The 17,047-nt window shown below is 64.1% G+C and carries 16 protein-coding genes; 9 read left to right on the top strand and 7 right to left on the bottom strand.

Annotated features, from left to right (window positions below; genetic code table 11):
* The first annotated feature begins 56 nt into the window (after positions 1-56).
* The 8 genes from NCR93_RS08935 (at position 57) to NCR93_RS08900 (ending at position 7,355) form a co-directional block, all read left to right on the top strand.
* Complete coding sequence (locus tag NCR93_RS08935) at positions 57-887, top strand: 3',5'-nucleoside bisphosphate phosphatase (RefSeq protein WP_175982705.1); 831 nt, start codon at positions 57-59, stop codon at positions 885-887.
* A 157-nt stretch (positions 888-1,044) separates the two neighbouring features.
* Positions 1,045-1,674, top strand: coding sequence for an L-threonylcarbamoyladenylate synthase (locus tag NCR93_RS08930; RefSeq protein WP_008341865.1), 630 nt, complete (start codon positions 1,045-1,047; stop codon positions 1,672-1,674).
* A gap of 130 nt (positions 1,675-1,804) precedes the next feature.
* Positions 1,805-2,470, top strand: coding sequence for a site-2 protease family protein (locus NCR93_RS08925; RefSeq protein WP_008341863.1), 666 nt, complete (start codon positions 1,805-1,807; stop codon positions 2,468-2,470).
* Between the two features lie 4 nt (positions 2,471-2,474).
* The gene (locus tag NCR93_RS08920) at positions 2,475-3,677 is read left to right on the top strand and encodes a tryptophan--tRNA ligase (protein WP_008341861.1); all 1,203 of its coding nucleotides are present in this window, start codon (positions 2,475-2,477) and stop codon (positions 3,675-3,677) included.
* Entirely contained in the window at positions 3,677-4,264 is a 588-nt protein-coding gene (locus tag NCR93_RS08915; protein WP_175982704.1) for a class I SAM-dependent methyltransferase, read from the top strand. Before NCR93_RS08920 ends, NCR93_RS08915 begins: the two co-directional genes overlap by 1 nt.
* 63 nt (positions 4,265-4,327) lie before the next feature.
* Positions 4,328-5,233, top strand: coding sequence for a 4-hydroxy-tetrahydrodipicolinate synthase (dapA, locus tag NCR93_RS08910; protein WP_008341856.1), 906 nt, complete (start codon positions 4,328-4,330; stop codon positions 5,231-5,233).
* A 182-nt stretch (positions 5,234-5,415) separates the two neighbouring features.
* Positions 5,416-6,558: an NlpB/DapX family lipoprotein gene (gene bamC / locus NCR93_RS08905; protein ID WP_008341855.1), complete on the top strand. Its 1,143-nt coding sequence runs from the start codon at positions 5,416-5,418 to the stop codon at positions 6,556-6,558.
* 23 nt (positions 6,559-6,581) lie between these two features.
* On the top strand, positions 6,582-7,355 hold the full coding sequence (locus NCR93_RS08900; protein ID WP_008341854.1) for an MBL fold metallo-hydrolase: 774 nt from the start codon (positions 6,582-6,584) through the stop codon (positions 7,353-7,355).
* Positions 7,356-7,482: 127 nt separating this feature from the next.
* Here NCR93_RS08900 and NCR93_RS08895 read toward each other — a convergent pair whose 3' ends face one another.
* Positions 7,483-7,737 carry a hypothetical protein gene (locus tag NCR93_RS08895; RefSeq protein WP_074168913.1) on the bottom strand — a complete coding sequence of 85 codons (255 nt, stop codon included), beginning with the start codon at positions 7,735-7,737 and terminating at the stop codon, positions 7,483-7,485.
* Positions 7,738-8,005: 268 nt separating this feature from the next.
* On the bottom strand, positions 8,006-9,244 hold the full coding sequence (locus NCR93_RS08890; protein ID WP_175982703.1) for a cupin domain-containing protein: 1,239 nt from the start codon (positions 9,242-9,244) through the stop codon (positions 8,006-8,008).
* 33 nt (positions 9,245-9,277) lie between these two features.
* Here NCR93_RS08890 and NCR93_RS08885 point away from each other — a divergent pair, with 33 nt between their 5' ends.
* Positions 9,278-9,826 carry an FKBP-type peptidyl-prolyl cis-trans isomerase gene (locus tag NCR93_RS08885; RefSeq protein ID WP_008341850.1) on the top strand — a complete coding sequence of 183 codons (549 nt, stop codon included), beginning with the start codon at positions 9,278-9,280 and terminating at the stop codon, positions 9,824-9,826.
* A 43-nt stretch (positions 9,827-9,869) separates the two neighbouring features.
* On the opposite strand, the gene NCR93_RS08880 is transcribed toward NCR93_RS08885, so the two are convergent.
* The 5 genes from NCR93_RS08880 to NCR93_RS08860 all read right to left on the bottom strand — a co-directional run bounded on the left by NCR93_RS08880 (position 9,870) and on the right by NCR93_RS08860 (position 16,984).
* The gene (locus NCR93_RS08880; protein WP_034473072.1) at positions 9,870-11,147 is read right to left on the bottom strand and encodes a hypothetical protein; all 1,278 of its coding nucleotides are present in this window, start codon (positions 11,145-11,147) and stop codon (positions 9,870-9,872) included.
* A 49-nt stretch (positions 11,148-11,196) separates the two neighbouring features.
* Positions 11,197-13,890: a DNA mismatch repair protein MutS gene (gene mutS, locus NCR93_RS08875; protein WP_034473073.1), complete on the bottom strand. Its 2,694-nt coding sequence runs from the start codon at positions 13,888-13,890 to the stop codon at positions 11,197-11,199.
* Positions 13,891-14,112: 222 nt separating this feature from the next.
* On the bottom strand, positions 14,113-14,481 hold the full coding sequence (locus NCR93_RS08870; protein WP_008341847.1) for an ElaB/YgaM/YqjD family protein: 369 nt from the start codon (positions 14,479-14,481) through the stop codon (positions 14,113-14,115).
* A 205-nt stretch (positions 14,482-14,686) separates the two neighbouring features.
* Positions 14,687-15,985, bottom strand: a complete 1,299-nt coding sequence (gene lplT / locus NCR93_RS08865) for a lysophospholipid transporter LplT (RefSeq protein ID WP_175982702.1) — start codon at positions 15,983-15,985, stop codon at positions 14,687-14,689.
* Positions 15,986-16,180: 195 nt separating this feature from the next.
* Positions 16,181-16,984 carry an inositol monophosphatase family protein gene (locus NCR93_RS08860; protein WP_008341842.1) on the bottom strand — a complete coding sequence of 268 codons (804 nt, stop codon included), beginning with the start codon at positions 16,982-16,984 and terminating at the stop codon, positions 16,181-16,183.
* Between the last annotated feature and the right edge of the window lie 63 nt (positions 16,985-17,047).

The following is a 17,047-nucleotide window of genomic DNA, read 5'->3' as shown; positions in this document are numbered from 1 at the left end:
TAATCGGCTTGTCGCGCCGATACAGTTAGAATGTGAGTGAAGCCCGATAAACGACGATGAACGCCGATCTGCATTGCCATTCCACCGTGTCCGACGGACAGTTTGCGCCCGCCGATGTCGCCGCGCGCGCACACGCGAACGGCGTCACGCTATGGTCGCTGACGGATCACGATCAGCTCGGCGGGCAGGACGAAGCGAAGAAGGCCGCCGAGGCGTTCGGCATGCGCTATCTGCCCGGCGTCGAGATTTCGGTGACGTGGGCTTCGCGCACGGTGCATATCGTCGGCATGAACGTCGATCCGCATAACGATGCGCTGCGCAAGGGGCTCGAATCGACGCGCAACGGGCGCGCGGCGCGCGGCGTGGCGATCGGCGAGGCGCTCGCGGCGGTCGGCATTCCGGATTGCTACGAAGGCGCGCTGCGCTTCACCGACGATCCCGACATGATCTCGCGCACGCACTTCGCGCGGTATCTGGTGGAGGCGGGGTATGCGCAGTCCACGTCGGATGTGTTCGCGCGCTATCTCGGCGACGGCAAGCCGGGTTTCGTCGGGCATTGCTGGGCGAAGCTCGCGGACGCCGTGAAATGGATCAAGGATGCGGGCGGCGAGCCGATCATCGCGCATCCGGGCCGCTACGATTTCACGCCGGTCGAATTCGCCGCGCTCTTCGATGAATTCATCGAGCTCGGCGGCCGGGCCATCGAAGTCGTGACGGGCAGCCATACGCCCGACCAGTACCGCGAATACGCCGATGTCGCGCGCCGCTATGGGTTCGAGGCATCGCGCGGCTCGGACTTCCACGGCGCGGGCGAAGGGCGCGTCGATCTCGGCCTGCTTCCGCCGTTGCCCGACGATCTCACGCCTGTCTGGGAGCGCTGGCTTTAGCGTTCCCGCGGCGCGCGTCTTTCTGCTCGCGCGCACGGTCTTTGCATCACCTGTGATTTTCCGCACGCGCATCGCGCAGGGCGCGCTCGCGCGCGAGACAAGAAGTCGCGCGCCGCTCGGCCCATCGCGATAACGATCGAAACAATAAGGCGTCGCCATGTCTCAATTCTTTCGCATTCATCCGGATAATCCGCAGCCGCGGCTCATCAATCAGGCCGTGCAGATCATCAAGGACGGCGGTCTCGTCGCGTTGCCGACCGATTCGAGCTACGCGCTCGGCTGCCATCTCGACGACAAGGACGCGGTCGAGCGATTGCGACGCGTGCGCGGCATCGACGACAAGCAGTTGCTCTCCCTGCTCGTGCGCGACCTCTCCGAGCTGTCCAATTTCGCCATGGTCGACAACCAGCAGTATCGGCTGATCAAGTCGGTGACGCCTGGGCCTTACGTTTTCGTGCTGCAGGCGACCAAGGAAGTGCCGCGGCGGCTTTCGCATCCGTCGCGCAAGACGATCGGGCTGCGCGTGCCCGATCACGCGATCACGCTCGCGTTGCTGGAGGCGCTCGGCGAACCGCTGCTTGCATCGACGCTGATCCTGCCGCCCGACACCGAGCCGCTCAACGACGCCGAGGAAATCCGCGAACGCCTCGAAAAACAGATCGAACTCGTGATCGATGCCGGCGCGTGTCCGGCGGAGCCGTCCACGGTGATCGATCTTTCTTCGGGGGAGCCAGTGCTCGTGCGCGCGGGGAGAGGCAGTCTCGAACCGTTCGGGCTCACGGCGTAAGCGCCGCGCAGTAGCGCACACGGGCATACGACCCGATTAAGCGTTTGCTCACACCATGGGCGAAATAGTGCGCGCCCGGCGCCGCCGTGCGTGTCTGATCCAACCTGCCTGCTTGTTACAATACCGCCCTATGGATGCTTCCCTGATACAGACCATCGCGGTCTACGCGCTCCCCGTGATTTTCGCGATCACGCTGCACGAGGCCGCGCATGGCTACGCCGCGCGACTGCTCGGCGACAACACGGCCTACGTTCTCGGCCGCGTTTCGATGAACCCGATGCGCCACATCGACCCGATCGGCACGATCGTCATTCCGATCGTCCTTTACTTCGTGACGAGCGGTGCGTTCATGTTCGGCTATGCGAAGCCCGTGCCCGTGGCGTTCGGCAACCTGCGCAATCCGCGCTGGGGCAGCCTGTGGGTCGCGGCGGCCGGGCCGGGCAGCAACTTCGCCCAGGCGATCGTCTGGGGCGTGATCTTCGTGCTGCTGCGGGCCTTTCACATCGACGAGCCGTTCTTCACGGGCATGGCTCAGGCGGGCATCAGCGTGAATCTCGTGCTCGGCGTGCTCAATCTCTTTCCGTTGCCGCCGCTCGACGGCGGCCGTGTCGTCATGGCGCTTCTGCCGGTCCGCGCGTCCATCGCGTTTTCGAAGCTCGAGCCGTACGGCTTCTTCATCGTGATGGCGCTCGTCGTGACCGGCGTGCTGACGCGCTTCTGGCTCGGGCCGCTCGTGAACGTCGGCTATACGGCGGTGTCGGCCATCTTGAATCCCCTCGCTTCACTATTCCCATAACATCATGTTCCCTGACCGTATCTTCTCCGGCATGCGGCCCACCGGGTCGCTGCACCTCGGCCACTATCACGGCGTGCTGAAAAACTGGGTGCGGCTGCAGTCCGAATATCCGTGCTTCTTCGCAGTGGTCGACTGGCACGCGCTCACGACGCACTACGAGACGCCCGAGGTCATCGAGAAAAACGTCTGGGAAGTGCTCATCGACTGGCTGGCGTCCGGCATCGACCCGGCACAGGCGACGCTCTTCATCCAGAGCCGCGTGCCCGAGCACGCCGAACTTTCGCTGCTGCTCGGCATGGGCACGCCGCTCGGCTGGCTCGAACGCGTGCCGACCTACAAGGAGCAGATCGAAAAGCTGCGCGAAAAGGATCTGTCGACGTACGGCTTCCTCGGCTATCCGGTGCTGATGGCGGCGGACATCCTGCTGTATCGCGCGTCGCTCGTGCCGGTGGGCGAGGATCAGGTGCCGCACGTGGAAATGACGCGCGAGATCGCGCGCCGCTTCAACTATCTCTATGGCAAGGAGCCGGATTTCGAGGAGAAGGCGCTCGAAGCGGCCAAGAAACTCGGCGGCAAGCGCTCGAAGCTGTATCACGAGCTGCGCGTCGCGTATCAGCAGGAAGGCGACGACGAAGCGCTCGAACAAGCGCGCGCGATGCTGCAGGAATCGCAAAGCCTGTCGATGAGCGATCGCGAGCGTCTGTTCGGCTATCTCGAAGGCGCGCGCAAGATCATTCTGGTCGAGCCGCAGGTTCTCCTGACCGAAGCGTCGCGCATGCCGGGCCTCGACGGCCAGAAGATGTCGAAGTCGTACGGCAACACCATCGGCTTGCGTGAGGACGCGGCGACCATCGAGCAGAAAGTCCGCAAGATGCCGACCGACCCGGCGCGCGTGCGCCGCACCGATCCGGGCGATCCCGACAAGTGTCCGGTGTGGCAACTGCATCAGGTCTACACCGACGAAAACACGCACGAATGGGTGCAGAAGGGCTGCCGCAGCGCGGGCATCGGCTGCCTGGAGTGCAAGCAGCCGGTGATCGAAGGCATCCTGCGCGAGCAGCAGCCGATGCTGGAACGCGCGCAGAAGTACATGGACGATCCGTCGCTGTTGCGCGCGATCGTCGCGGACGGCTGCGACAAGGCGCGCAAGTTCGCGACCGAAACGATGCGCGACGTGCGCGAGGCCATGGGGCTGTCTTACAACTGATGGACAGTGCGATCAGTCCGTGGGTCGCGCGCTGGGCGCATCTCGTCGCGCCCGGCGGCGCGGTCCTCGACGTCGCCGCGGGCAGCGGGCGCCACGCGCGCTGGTTCGCGGCGCGCGGTTTTTCCGTGCTGGCGGTCGATCGTGACGCGGACGCGCTCGCGTCGATGGCGGCGCTCGAAGGCATCGAAACGCTTGCCGCCGATCTGGAAAACGGCGCGCCGTGGCCGCTTTCGGACGATCGAAAGTTCGATGCCGTCGTCGTCACCAACTATCTGCATCGGCCGCTGTTCGGGCACTTCATCGACGCGCTCGCACCCGGCGGCGTGCTGATCTACGAAACGTTCGCGGTGGGCAACGGCAGTATCGGCAAGCCGTCGAATCCGGCGTTTCTGCTCGAACCCGGCGAACTGCTCGAAGCGGTGCTAGGGCGACTGCGCGTGATCGGCTACGAAGACGGGTTCGTCGATGACCCGCGCCCTGCCTACGTGCAGCGAATCTGTGCGGTTCGCGCACCGCAGTCAGCGGAAAACCCACTCACGATTAGTAACATACCCCCGGGTCCGCCACGTTACGCGCTCGGCGGCTAATCCGCTACAATCGCGTAATATCGCTTTTTGCGATTAAATTCACGATTAAATTCATAGAGTTTCATGACAAACGGAACACACGGCGGCATCCAGATCCGCGGCAGTATCCCTGCCATCGTCACACCGATGCACGAGGACGGTAGTCTCGATCTGCCGGCGTTTCGAAAACTGATCGACTGGCACGTCGAACAAGGCTCGAACGGACTCGTCGTGGTCGGCACCAGTGGCGAGTCGGCCACTTTGTCGGTCGAAGAACACATCCTGATGATCCAGACGGCCGTCGAGCACACGGCCAAGCGCTTTCCGATCATCGCGGGCGCGGGCGGCAATTCGACCGCCGAAGCCATCGAGCTCTCGAAGCAGGCCAAAAAGGTCGGCGCCGACGCCACGCTGCAAGTCGTTCCGTATTACAACAAGCCGACGCAGGAAGGCATGTATCGCCATTTCAAGGCGATCGCCGAAGCCGTCGATCTGCCGGTGCTGCTCTACAACGTGCCGGGCCGCACCGTTGCCGACATGAGCAACGAAACGATCCTGCGCCTCGCGGACGTGCCGGGCATCATCGGCGTCAAGGAAGCGACGGGCAACATCGATCGCGCTGCGCATCTGATCAAGCACGCGCCGGCGCATTTCAGCATCTTCAGCGGCGACGATCCCACGGCGATCGCGCTCATGCTGCTCGGCGGACACGGCAACATCTCGGTGACGGCCAACGTCGCGCCGAAGGAAATGAGCCAGCTCTGCCGCGCCGCGATCGAAGGCGATGCGATCACCGCGCGCCGCATCCATCTGAAGCTGCTGTCGCTGCACAAGCAACTCTTCTGCGAATCGAATCCGATTCCGGCCAAGTGGGCGCTGCAGGCGCTCGGCCGCATGGAAGGCGGCATCCGGCTGCCGCTCACGCCGCTCGACGCGCGCTATCACGACGTGGTGCGTGGCGCGTTGCGCGACGCCGGGCTCCTCGCCTGATCGCATGGGGCGGCGCGCCGAGTCACAAGGAATCGAAAGCCGCGCCGCCGCACGTGATCGAAATGAACCACACCTTCAGTCATCAACCGCCGCTCATTGGCCTCGACATTGGCCTCGCTGAGCCGCTCGCCTAGAGCGGGTTCGGCGCGAGGCAATGCGCATCAGCAGCAAAGAAGGACCTCATGAAACGTTCCGCTCTTCTTACTCGTGCCAAACGCCTGGGCGTGCTGTCGCTCGGCGCCGGTGCGGTCTTCGCGCTCGCGGGTTGCGACACGCTCAACGACTGGCTCGCGCCGGATCGCGTCAACTACAAGGCTGCTGAAACCGCACCCTCGCTGGCCGTTCCGTCCGACCTGACCACGGCCGACATCAGCCAGCGTTATGCCGCGCCGCCCAAGATCAACTCGCTCGGCGGCGCCGCGGAGCGAGCGGTCACGCCGGCCGGCAACGCGACGCTCGGCGTGCCGAACGCGCAGGATCCGTTCGGCATGCACATCGAAAGCGATGGCGATCACCGCTGGCTCGTCGTCGATGGCCGTTCGCCGGACCAGGTCTGGGGACCGCTGAAGGAGTTCTGGGAAGAGAACGGCTTCACGCTCAAGACCGATGCCCCGCAGACGGGCATCATGGCGACGGACTGGGCCGAAAACCGCGCGAACATTCCGAACGACTGGTTCAGGAACAGCGTGGGCAAGCTGCTCGACTTCGCGTACTCGTCGGGTACGCGCGACATGTTCCGCACGCAGGTCGATCGCGCATCCGATGGCTCGACCGACATCTCCGTCACGCACAGCGCGATGGAAGAAGTGCTGACGGGGCAGGACAAGACGTCGTCGCGCTGGGAGGCGCGTCCGCGTAATCCGCAGCTCGAAGCCGCGGTGCTCACGAAGCTGATGCAGAAGTTCGGCCTGACGGAAAAGCAGTCGCAGCAGTTGATGGCGCAAGCGCGTCCGATCGGCGCGAAGGTCGCGGTCGACCCGAGCGCGGGCGGCTCCACGCTCGATCTCGCCGAGCCGTTCGATCGCGCCTGGCTGCGTGTGGGCCTCGCGCTCGATCGCACCAACTTCACGGTCGACAATCGCGATCGCGACAAGGGCATCTATTACGTCCATTTTTCGGACTCCATGGCGGAGCTGAAGAAGGATGGCCTCTTCGGCAAGTTCTTCTCGAGCAACACGCCGAAGCCGACGCGCCAGTTCCTCGTCAACGTGAGGCCGAAGGCCGACTCGGTCACGCAAGTCGGCGTCGTCGATGCGAACGGCCAGCCGGACACGTCGTCCGATGCGCAGCGCATCGTTTCCTTGCTGCACGCGCAGTTGAACTAACGACATCCTGAAGTGAAGACATCGTGAGATTCGCCAGTCTCGGCAGCGGCAGCGAGGGCAATGCATTGCTCGTCGAGGCATCGAGCGGTACGACGACGACGCGCGTGCTGCTCGATTGCGGATTCTCCGGCAAGGAGGTCGAGCGCCGTCTCGCGCGTCTGAACTGCCGTGCCGAAGATCTCGACGCCATCGTCATCACGCACGAGCACACGGACCATATCGGCAGCGCGCTGACGCTGGCGCGCCGCTGGTCGATTCCGCTGTACATGAGCTGGGGCACGGCGCGCGCCATCGGCGCCGATGAAGCCAAGGTCGAATTGAACGTGCTATGGGGCGATGAAAGCGTCGCCATCGGCGATCTGAGCGTGCTGCCGTACACCGTGCCTCACGATGCGCGTGAGCCGCTGCAATATGTGTTCTCCGACGGCGCGAGCCGGCTCGGCGTGTTGACGGATGTCGGCGTGTCGACGCCGCATATCACGAGCGTGCTGAGCGGCTGCGACGCGCTCGTGCTCGAATCCAATCACGATGTCGAGATGCTTGCCGCGAGCCGCTATCCGCCGATGCTCAAGGCGCGTATCGGCGGCACGCATGGACACCTGAATAACGAAGCGGCGGCGGCCATTCTCGCGTCGCTGGATCGCTCCAAGCTGCGCCATCTCGTGGCCGCGCATCTGAGTCAGCAAAACAATCTGCCGCACCTCGCGCAGGCGGCGCTTGCGTCCGTGTTGGGCGCGAGTGCGGTGGACGTCGTCGTCGCGACTCAGGCGGAAGGCTTCGACTGGCTCACGCTCTGAATCGAAGACGCCTTGCGCGCCGACCGACGCAGCAAGCAGATACAAAAGCAGATACAAAAAAACCGGCCCAAGGGCCGGTTTTTTCGTTGGCAGACCGCATGAAGCGGCCTGCGGCGTAGCGCTAGCCTTACTGGCTTGCGCCCGATGCCGGAGCGGCAGCCGAAGCGGCAGCGTCCGAAGCTGCGCCAGCAGCCGAAGCTGCGTCGCTTGCAGCGGCCGAAGCGCTCGATGCAGCAGCGTTTGCGTCCGAAGCAGCAGCAGCCGGAGCCGAAGCAGCCGACGTATCGCTTGCAGCGCTCGGAGCAGCCGTTTCGCTAGACTTGTTGCATGCAGCCAGAGCAACAGCAGCCAACAGGGATGCTACGAGGAGGGATTTCTTCATGATCACGTCCTTTTATGGTTAAAGGTAAGCAACAGCGCAAAGTACCGGTAATGTGTGCTCCAACACCGACCTGGGCCGCTGTGGAGACTCACAATTCTTTTTTATGTGAGACTTCCTACGGCTTGGCCGGAAATTATAGGCACTTTCGTAACGACCGTCGATAAATCAGGGGACGATACGTTGTCTTTCTCATACAAATTTTCATATTGCGGAACAGCAAATTTCTAGCATCTGCTGTATTCCGTGAAATCCTGTAAAGGCACGCCCGTCAAGGCAAAGCGCCCAAAAGAATCCAGCCCGCACGATACCATTCGTGTAGCAGCGCTGTCATTGTCGATTCGTCTGTAAGTGTTACAAAGCGTTTCGCCTTCAGAGACCGAGTATCGGCCAATTCAGGGAGCCACTTTTTCAGCTTCGACGACAAGACTTCCGCTTCGCCATTTACGAAATAAGAACGGGCGTTGTAGAGCAAAATGGTCTTTCTATCCAGCCTGACGCCTGTCTTTTTCGCTCGTTCTACAAATTTTTGCTCATTCAGCGCACGGTCGGGTGCATCGAACACGACGTTCGCTTTCGGCTCGCTCAGATAAGTACCCAGAAACTCCGCGATGTCCTTTTCGTTCCAGTTCACGTTCGCAAGTATCGCGCCAACGCGGTCGACCAGGAGCGCGGGCAGCGCCGCTGGATTCGACACCGGCTCCTGCGCCGGATCGCGATACCGCGCGTTGCCGCGAGCACCCTCCGATGCTTCACCGGCGCGCTCGGCGAGGTGATAGAGGAACTGAGCCGTGAGCTCGTGCGACGAGGGCGCGCGAAAGCCTATCGATGCCGTCATGCATTCGCCCTCGGCGATGCCGTCGTGTGCGATATGCGGCGGCAGATAAAGCATGTCGCCCGGCTCCAGCACCCATTCTTCCTCGGGCTCGAAGTGCTGTAAAACTTTCAACGGCAGTCCGGGTTTTAGCGAAAGGTCGCGCTGCGCGCCGATTCGCCAGCGCCGCTTGCCATGGACCTGAAGCAAGAACACGTCGTAAGAGTCGAAGTGCGGTCCGACGCCGCCGCCATCGGTCGCATAGGAGATCATCAGATCGTCGAGGCGCGCGTCCGGAATGAAGCGGAACCGGTTCATCAGCGCGTGTGCGCGGTCGTGATGCAGGTTCACGCCTTGCACGAGCAGCGTCCATTCACGCTTTTTGACCGATGGCAATTCGTCGGGCGCGAACGGTCCGTGCTCCAGATTCCACGCATTGCGAAAATGCGTGATGAGCCGTGCCTCGACGTCGTCGAGATCGGCAAGTTCGAACAGTTCGTCGCGTGCGAGCGGCGCCGCGATATCGGGAATCGCCTGCCGGATCAAGAGCGGTTTCTTCTGCCAGTAACGCCGCATGAACTGTCGCGGCGTACGGTTGCCCAACAGCGGTGTGAGTTCGTCCGGCAAAGGCGCGCGGGCATGCTCGGGAAGGCCGGAAACGGGGGACGGTGTTGCGTATGAGGGCCGCTTGGGCATCGTATAATCGAGGCTTGTATCTTGGAGGATCCAATGAAAATTGCGAAAGACACTGTCGTTTCGGTCGCTTACAAGCTATCGGATGCGCAAGGCAATCTGATCGAGGAGAGCGACGAGCCGATGGTCTATCTGCACGGCGGCTATGATGGCACGTTCCCCAAGATCGAGGAAGCGCTCGACGGTCACGAGGCGGGCTATGAAACGCTCATTCAACTCGAGCCGCAGGATGCATTCGGCGAGTACGATCCCGAGCTCGTGAAGGTCGAAGAGCGCAGCCGTTTTCCGGAGCCGCTGGAAGTCGGCATGCAGTTCGAAGGCACGCCCGAAGACGGCGATGACGATATCGACTCGCTCATCTACACCGTGACCGACGTCGCCGAAGACAAAGTGGTGCTCGACGGCAATCATCCGCTCGCCGGCATGGCGCTGCGTTTCGCGCTGTCGGTGCAGGAAGTGCGCACGGCGACGGACGACGAAATCGAACATCAGCACGCGCACGGCGCGGACGGCCTGCATGTCGTCGATGACGACGAAGACGATGACGACGCACCGCCCAAGGACGCAGGTCCGACGCTGCACTGAGCGCGTCGGCCGGCGAAGAAAGCGCAGCTACGGCTGCGCTTTTTTATTGCCCGTTCGTCGCGCCGGTCCCGTTCTGCACGCCCGACGCGGGCACGGGATAGATCGGCGGCAACGACTGCGGCGGCGTGAGGATCGGCGGCAGGTCGGATGCCGGCAGGGGCATCGACGGCGGCGCCGGCAGCGACTCGGGCAGGTCGTTACGCGGCAACGCGGGCGGCGCTGATGCGGGCATCGTCGGCTGAGGCGCGGGGTAGGGCGCGGGGTAAGGAGCCGGGTAGGATGCAGCTGGCGTCTCTGGTGGCGCCACCGGTTCACGCGTGCGCGTGTCCTTCACATTCACATTCACATCGCGCACGCGCAGACGAAACGGCGGATGCCACTGCGCATCGCTCTGCACTTCGAGCCATTGCGATTGCGGCTTCTTGAACGCAATCGCGACGCGCGTGAGATTCGTAACGATCAAGCCCTTGTCGTTGCGCAAAGGTTGATCGATGTGAAAGCCGTTCGGCTCGGGCGCATCCGTGCCGTGAATCACGATCACGGGCCCGCGAAAACTTTCGGCCGCTTTCACGAGGCTGCGTTTCAATTCCAGAAAGCCATCGCGCGGCTGGTTCGTGCGCGAGAAGCGCAGCCACGCGAAGCGCTCGCGCCGTTCGTAGCGCGAAAAATCGGGATCGCCCTGCAACAGGATGACGAGCGCGCGCATCTCGGAACGTCGCGCCGATTCCGCCGCGTGTTCGAGCCAGAATGTTGTCGCGACGGCGCGATCCTCGAACTCGCCGTTGCGCCCGCCCGCGGTCAGATAGTGATTGTTCGGACTCGGTGCATTCAGCCCGATGAACGCGACGCCTTGCGCCTGCCAGCGCACGATTTCCCGGAAGGTCCGAAAGCGCGCGACATCGCTTTCGCGCGAGAGCGTAAGCGGGTTCTGCCCGAGCGACCCGGCATCGGCGAAAAAGAGCTGGCGCACGAAGTCGAGCCGCTCGACCGGATCGTAGGCACCCGCATGCGCGAGTCCGCAATCCGCCCAGTCGTGCTGGCCGAGCAGCAGCACGAGCGGCGTGCGCGACGCGTCGAGCAGATCGTGCCGCGACTGATAGACGCTGTCGCGGCACGGTTCGGCGCCGTCCTTCAAATTGCCGTCGTAGACGATGAACGCGATGTTGGGGTCGCGCCCGATCGCGTCGAGCATGCGGCGCACGGGCGCTTCGTCGGCGGGGCGGGAAATGGCGCCGGACAGAACCGCGAAGCCGAGCGGCGCGCTGCCCTCGGCGCGCGCCTGCGCGATCGTGCCGCACGCGAGTGCGGCGCCGATCGCCATGACGCGCGTCAAACGTGTCGCGGCACGCCCAACGCGCGAAGTGTCACGCTCAACGCGAGGCATCCGGCGCAAGCTTCGCCAGTTCATGCAGTTCGTAGAGCAGATCGAGCGCCTCACGCGGCCGCAGATCGTTCGGATCGAGCGCGCGCAGTTTTTCCATCACCGGATGTTCGGGCGCTTCCTTCGCTGGCGCTTCATCTTCATAAGGCGTGTAAGGCTGGCTCGCGAACAGGTCGAATTGCGCGGCGGGCTGGCTGATCGACTGCTGCTCCAAATGGACGAGATGCTTGCGCGCCGCGCGGATTACGGCGCCTGGCACGCCGGCGAGCTGCGCGACCTGCAGACCGTAGCTCTGATTGGCCGGACCTTCGCTCACCGCGTGCAGGAACACGATGCCGTGATCGTGCTCCACCGCCGACAGATGCACGTTGGCCGCCTGCGCAAATTCCGCGGGCAACTGCGTGAGCTCGAAGTAATGCGTGGCGAAGAGCGTGTAGCAGGCGTTGTGCGTGAGCAGATGCCGCGCGATCGCCCATGCGAGCGCGAGGCCGTCGAAGGTCGACGTGCCGCGTCCGATCTCATCCATCAAGACAAGGCTCGACGCGGTAGCGTCGTTGAGAATCGCCGCTGCCTCCGTCATCTCGACCATGAAGGTCGAACGTCCGCCCGCGAGATCGTCGGCGGCGCCGATGCGCGTGAAGATGCGATCCAGCGCGCCGAAACGCGCGCGCTTCGCGGGCACGTAACTGCCGACGTGCGCCATCAGCGCGATCAGCGCGGTCTGACGCATGAAGGTCGATTTACCGCCCATGTTCGGGCCGGTGATGAGCAACAGCTTGCGGTCCTGGCTGAGACAACAGTCGTTGGCGATGAACTGCTCGACCTGCGCCTCGACGACCGGATGCCGGCCCTGTTCGATATCGATGCCCGCGTCGGCGCTGAATTCCGGTGCGACCCAGTCGAGCGCGCGGGCGCGTTCGGCAAACGCGCACAGCAGATCGAGTTCCGCGAGCGCGCTTGCGACGCGCTGACAATCCGCGATGAAGGGCAACAGGTTCTGCAAGAGCGCGTCGTACAGCGCGCGTTCGCGGGCGAGGGCGCGTTCCTGCGCGGAAAGCGCCTTGTCTTCGAACGCCTTCAGTTCGGGCGTAATGTAGCGCTCGGCGTTCTTGAGCGTCTGACGGCGGCGATAGTCGTCGGGCACCTTGTCGGTCTGCCCGCGCGTGACCTCGATATAGAAGCCGTGCACCTTGTTGTACTCGACACGCAGATTCGCGATGCCGGTGCGCGTGCGCTCGCGCGCTTCGAGATCGATCAGGAACTGATCGCAGTTCTCCGAAATATCGCGCAATTCGTCGAGATCGGGATCGTAGCCGCGCGCGATCACACCGCCGTCGCGAATCAGCGCGGCGGGTTCCGCTGCGATGGCGTTCGTCAGCAGATCGAGACATTCGTGCGGCGGTTCAAGCCCGGCGTCGATGCGCTCGAGCGCCGGCGCATGCGTGGCGACTGCGGCGACGAGGGCGCGCAGATCGGGCAGCGCGGCGAAGGTATCGCGCAGGCTCGACAGATCGCGCGGACGCGCCGACAGCAACGCGAGACGGCCCGTGATGCGCTCGATGTCCGAAATCTTGCGTAGCGCGCCGCGCAGCGTGTCGAGGCCGCCGCTCGTGGGCGCGTCGAGCACTGCGCCGATCGCCTGCTGGCGCGCCTGAGCGATCGACGCATCGCGCGGCGGATGATGCAGCCAGTGGCGCAACAGGCGGCTGCCCATCGTCGTACAGCAAGTGTCGAGCAGCGAGAACAGCGTCGGCGATTCGGTGCCGCGCAGTGTTTCGGTGAGTTCGAGATTGCGTCGCGTGGCCGGATCGAGCCCGATGTACTCCGATTCGTATTCGACTTTCAGACTGCGCACGTGGCGCAACTGCTGGCCTTGCGTGGCGGCGGCATAGAGCAGCAGCGCGCCGGCCGCACCGCACGCGCAGGTGAGCGTTTGCGCGCCGAAACCGTCGAGGCTCGCGACATCGAGTTGCTCTCGCAAGCGCTGCGTGCCCGAGCCGACGTCGAAGTGCCACGCCGGCACGCGCGTGGTCGCGCCGGGATGCGTCACGCCGAGCGACGCCTGAACGTCGGTGATCGAATCGGCGATGAGCGTTTCCGCCGGACGAATGCGCTCGAGCGCCGCGCTGACCTGATTCGGCGCGACTTCCGCGAGACGCAATGCGCCGCTCGCGAGATTGAGCCACGCGAGGCCGACGCTCGTCACCACGCCGCGACGGTTGTGCGCGGGGCAGAGCGCCAGCAGATAGACATCGCTCTTATCGGAGAGCAGGGCTGCGTCGGTGAGCGTGCCCGGTGTGACGACGCGCACGACCTTGCGCTCGACCGGACCTTTAGATGTCGCCGGATCGCCGATCTGCTCGCAGATCGCCACCGATTCGCCCAGCTTCACGAGCTTCGCGAGATATTGTTCGCATGCGTGATGCGGCACGCCCGCCATCCTGATCGGATTGCCGCCCGATGCGCCGCGCTGTGTGAGCGTGAGATCGAGCAGACGCGCGGCTTTCTCGGCGTCGTCGAAGAAAAGCTCGTAGAAATCGCCCATCCGGTAGAAAACGAGCGTGCCGGGATGCTCCGCCTTGATGCGCAGATACTGCTGCATCATCGGCGTGTGCTGCGACAGGTCCGCGAGCGGCGCGGCGGTGTCTGGTGAGGTGTCGGGAGTTGCCGTTTGAGTGCCCATCTTGCGTGCTTTGAAGGCCAGAATGACTAAACGGCCGGGCGCGACGTGCGCCGGCCGTCGTTCAGCCGATAGAGCAGGAGTTTAACCTGTCGCGAGATGACGGCGAGTCGGCCGAATGGCCAACGAGATGTGTCTAGTCGATATGCATTGCCCACGCGAACGCCGCCGCCGGCACGGACGCGATGCCGTGCCGGCGGCGACTTCCGATGACGCCGGAGCGCGTCACGCGCGCCCGGCGAGATATCCGACGAGCAATGCGAGACCCGCCACCGCGCCGAGCGTGTGCCACGGCTTGTCGTGAACGAACTCGTCGGCGTAACCGGCTGCGTCGTTCAGTCTGCCGGTGAGCGCCGTGCCCGCGCCGTTCATCTGCGAACGGGCGGTCTTGAGGCGCGATTGCAGTTCCTTGCGCAGCTTGTCGGCATCGACGTCCCTTGCGCCGGAGATCGAGCTTTCCAGATCATCGAGCAGGCTGCGCAACTGGCTGCTCGCCGAATCGACCGCGTCGCTCGCACCGCGTACCGCGCGCTGGCCGACATCGGCTGCGCCATTGATCTTGCTGTCGAGCGTCGAACGTGTGAACAATCCCATTTCCATGCTCCTTTATTGACGTTTGCCGAGAAATGAATATCGCCGGGTCCGTCCGCGATGCGCCATGCGGATGCCCGCGATCGGCCGCGCCGGGCCGTACATGGCGTTACGACCCGACCCCGCCGCCGGCGTTCCTCCCATGGTTTCCTCGTGAGCCGGCGCCGGGGCATGAACCCAGAATACACCGTTCACCGTGGAGCAAGGTTCATTCCTCGACGAGCGCGACGAGATCGGTTTCGCGCTCGTTGTGCGTGTGGCGGCGCATCGCCAGCGCCATCATCAGGCACACGAAGACGCCGAACACGACGATGATCCACTGCACCGGCACCTTCTCCGTCAACAGCAAGGCGTAAGCGCCGAGCATTGCGAGCACGGCGAGATTCTGGTTGAAGTTCTGCACCGCGATGGAATGTCCGGCCGACAGCAGCGTCGCGCCGCGATGCTGCAGGATCGCGTTCATCGGCACGATGAAAAAGCCCGACAGGCCGCCGAGCGCGATCATCAGCGGATAGGCCATCAGGATGTACGCCGGCGCGAAGAGCGGACCGATATGCACGCCCGCGCCGGCCGGAAAGAGGTCCTTGTTGTAGAACGCCATCGCGACCGCGACCGCGCCGATCAGCACGCCGACCGGCAGCACTTTCAGCGACTGGCGCAGCACGATCCACGCGGACGCCGCCGCCGCGCCGAGCGCGATGCCCACGCCCGTCACACCCTGCAGCACGGCGGCTTTGGAGAGCGACAGGCCGAGGTTCGCATCGGCCCATTTCAGCACGAGCAATTGCAGCGTGACGGCCGCGCCCCAGAGCAGCGTCGTGACCCACAGCGCGATCTGCGCGAGCTTGTCCTTCCACAGCACCATGAAGCAGCGCGAGAAATCGTGGACGAGCTTCGTCGGTTCGTTCAGCAGATTCGGATAGCGCGCGCCGGTATCGGGGATGAATACGTTGATGACGGCCGCCGACGCGTAGATCACCATCACGGCGAAGAGCGCGGCGTGCGCGGCGCTGCTCACGAACGGCAGATGCGCGTGCTCGACCCAGCGCCCGACGACCTGGCTCACGAGCGCGCCGCCGATCACGGTGCCGAGAATCGTCGAGCCGACCGTCGCCGATTCGAGCCACGCGTTCGCCGCGATCAGCTTTTGCGGCGGCAAGAGCTCGGTGAGAATGCCGTATTTCGCGGGCGAATAGGCCGCCGCGCCGAGGCCGACGACGCCATACGCGATCATCGGATGCACGCCCGCGATCATCATCGCGCAGCCGGCCGCCTTGAGCGCGTTCGACGTGAACATGACGTGGCGCTTCTGGATCGCATCGGCGAATGCGCCGACGAATGGCGCGAGCAGAACATACGAAATCGTGAAGAAGATCTGCAACAGCGGCGTGACCCACGGCGCGGAATGCACGACGGCGAGCATGGCGATCGCCGCGATCAGGAGCGCATTGTCGGCGAGCGACGAAACGAACTGCGCGGCGATGATCGTATAGAAGCCTTTCTTCATGAGCGGGAATGACGTGGGGCGCGGCGCGCGGCGTGAGAGCGGGGCGGGCGGAAGAAAGCGCGCATCGCCGTTGCCGGAACGAGGGCAAAGCTTGCACTGTAACGGAGCCCTGCATTCGGTGCAGAGCAGGCGGCGCGCCCGGGATGCGGAAGAGGTCAAACAAAAGGGGCGCAAGACGCGCCCCTTCGATGCAGCTTATTCGCCGGTCAGGCGCGTGCGCGAGTACATGTCGAGGATCTTGACCATCTGCGCGTAGACCTTCGGATTGGCGGCGACGATTTCGTTTCTGAACAGGAAATCCGATTCGCCGGTGTAGTTGCCGACGAGTCCGCCCGCTTCGGTCACGATGAGGCTGCCCGCCGCCACATCCCACGGATGGATGCCTTGCTCGAAGAAGCCGTCGAGACGGCCGGCCGCGACGTTCGCGAGATCCAGCGCCGCCGCGCCCGGACGGCGCAGCCCTGCGCACGACAGCGTCATTTCGCTGAAGAGGCGCATATAGGCGTTCAGACCCTGGCCGTCGCGGAACGGGAAGCCGGTGCCGATCAGCGCATCCGACAGACGGTCGAGCTTGCCCACGCGAATGCGTCGCTCGTTCAGATACGCGCCGCGGCCGCGCGATGCGGTGAAGAGGTCGTTGCGCGTCGGATCGTAGATGACCGCCTGCTGCACGACGCCCTTGTGCGCGAGCGCGATCGACACGCAGTAGTACGGAAAGCCGTGGATGAAGTTGGTGGTGCCGTCGAGCGGATCGATGATCCACTGAAACTCCGACTCGCGATCCGTCGCGCCGGATTCTTCGGCGAGGATCGAGTGATCGGGATAGGCGGTGTGCAGCGTCTCGATGATCGCGGCTTCGGACGCCTTGTCGACTTCCGTCACGAAGTCGTTGTGCTGTTTCTTGCTGACCTGGAGACGATCCAGATCGAGCGACGCGCGGTTGATGATCTGTCCGGCGCGGCGGGCGGCCTTGACAGCGATATTGAGCATCGGATGCATGAGCGAAATCCTCTGACCGCCCAGCAGCTTCGTGTGGACGGGAAAATTGGCGACAACGACTAT

The organism is Caballeronia sp. ATUFL_F1_KS39 (assembly GCF_023630985.1).
Taxonomy (GTDB): domain Bacteria; phylum Pseudomonadota; class Gammaproteobacteria; order Burkholderiales; family Burkholderiaceae; genus Caballeronia; species Caballeronia zhejiangensis.
Note: the sequence above shows the minus strand (reverse complement) of the source record. Positions and strands in the feature narration are given on the sequence as shown.

Excerpts from the sequence above, each read along its gene's own strand:
- NCR93_RS08935 (WP_175982705.1), top strand. The coding sequence starts at position 57 with ATGAACGCCGATCTGCATTGCCATTCCACCGTGTCCGACGGACAGTTT.
- NCR93_RS08930 (WP_008341865.1), top strand. The coding sequence starts at position 1,045 with ATGTCTCAATTCTTTCGCATTCATCCGGATAATCCGCAGCCGCGGCTC.
- NCR93_RS08925 (WP_008341863.1), top strand. The coding sequence starts at position 1,805 with ATGGATGCTTCCCTGATACAGACCATCGCGGTCTACGCGCTCCCCGTG.
- NCR93_RS08920 (WP_008341861.1), top strand. The coding sequence starts at position 2,475 with ATGTTCCCTGACCGTATCTTCTCCGGCATGCGGCCCACCGGGTCGCTG.
- NCR93_RS08915 (WP_175982704.1), top strand. The coding sequence starts at position 3,677 with ATGGACAGTGCGATCAGTCCGTGGGTCGCGCGCTGGGCGCATCTCGTC.
- dapA (WP_008341856.1), top strand. The coding sequence starts at position 4,328 with ATGACAAACGGAACACACGGCGGCATCCAGATCCGCGGCAGTATCCCT.
- bamC (WP_008341855.1), top strand. The coding sequence starts at position 5,416 with ATGAAACGTTCCGCTCTTCTTACTCGTGCCAAACGCCTGGGCGTGCTG.
- NCR93_RS08895 (WP_074168913.1), bottom strand. The coding sequence starts at position 7,737 with ATGAAGAAATCCCTCCTCGTAGCATCCCTGTTGGCTGCTGTTGCTCTG.
- NCR93_RS08890 (WP_175982703.1), bottom strand. The coding sequence starts at position 9,244 with ATGCCCAAGCGGCCCTCATACGCAACACCGTCCCCCGTTTCCGGCCTT.
- NCR93_RS08885 (WP_008341850.1), top strand. The coding sequence starts at position 9,278 with ATGAAAATTGCGAAAGACACTGTCGTTTCGGTCGCTTACAAGCTATCG.
- NCR93_RS08880 (WP_034473072.1), bottom strand. The coding sequence starts at position 11,147 with ATGGCGATCGGCGCCGCACTCGCGTGCGGCACGATCGCGCAGGCGCGC.
- mutS (WP_034473073.1), bottom strand. The coding sequence starts at position 13,890 with ATGGGCACTCAAACGGCAACTCCCGACACCTCACCAGACACCGCCGCG.
- NCR93_RS08870 (WP_008341847.1), bottom strand. The coding sequence starts at position 14,481 with ATGGGATTGTTCACACGTTCGACGCTCGACAGCAAGATCAATGGCGCA.
- lplT (WP_175982702.1), bottom strand. The coding sequence starts at position 15,985 with ATGAAGAAAGGCTTCTATACGATCATCGCCGCGCAGTTCGTTTCGTCG.
- NCR93_RS08860 (WP_008341842.1), bottom strand. The coding sequence starts at position 16,984 with ATGCATCCGATGCTCAATATCGCTGTCAAGGCCGCCCGCCGCGCCGGA.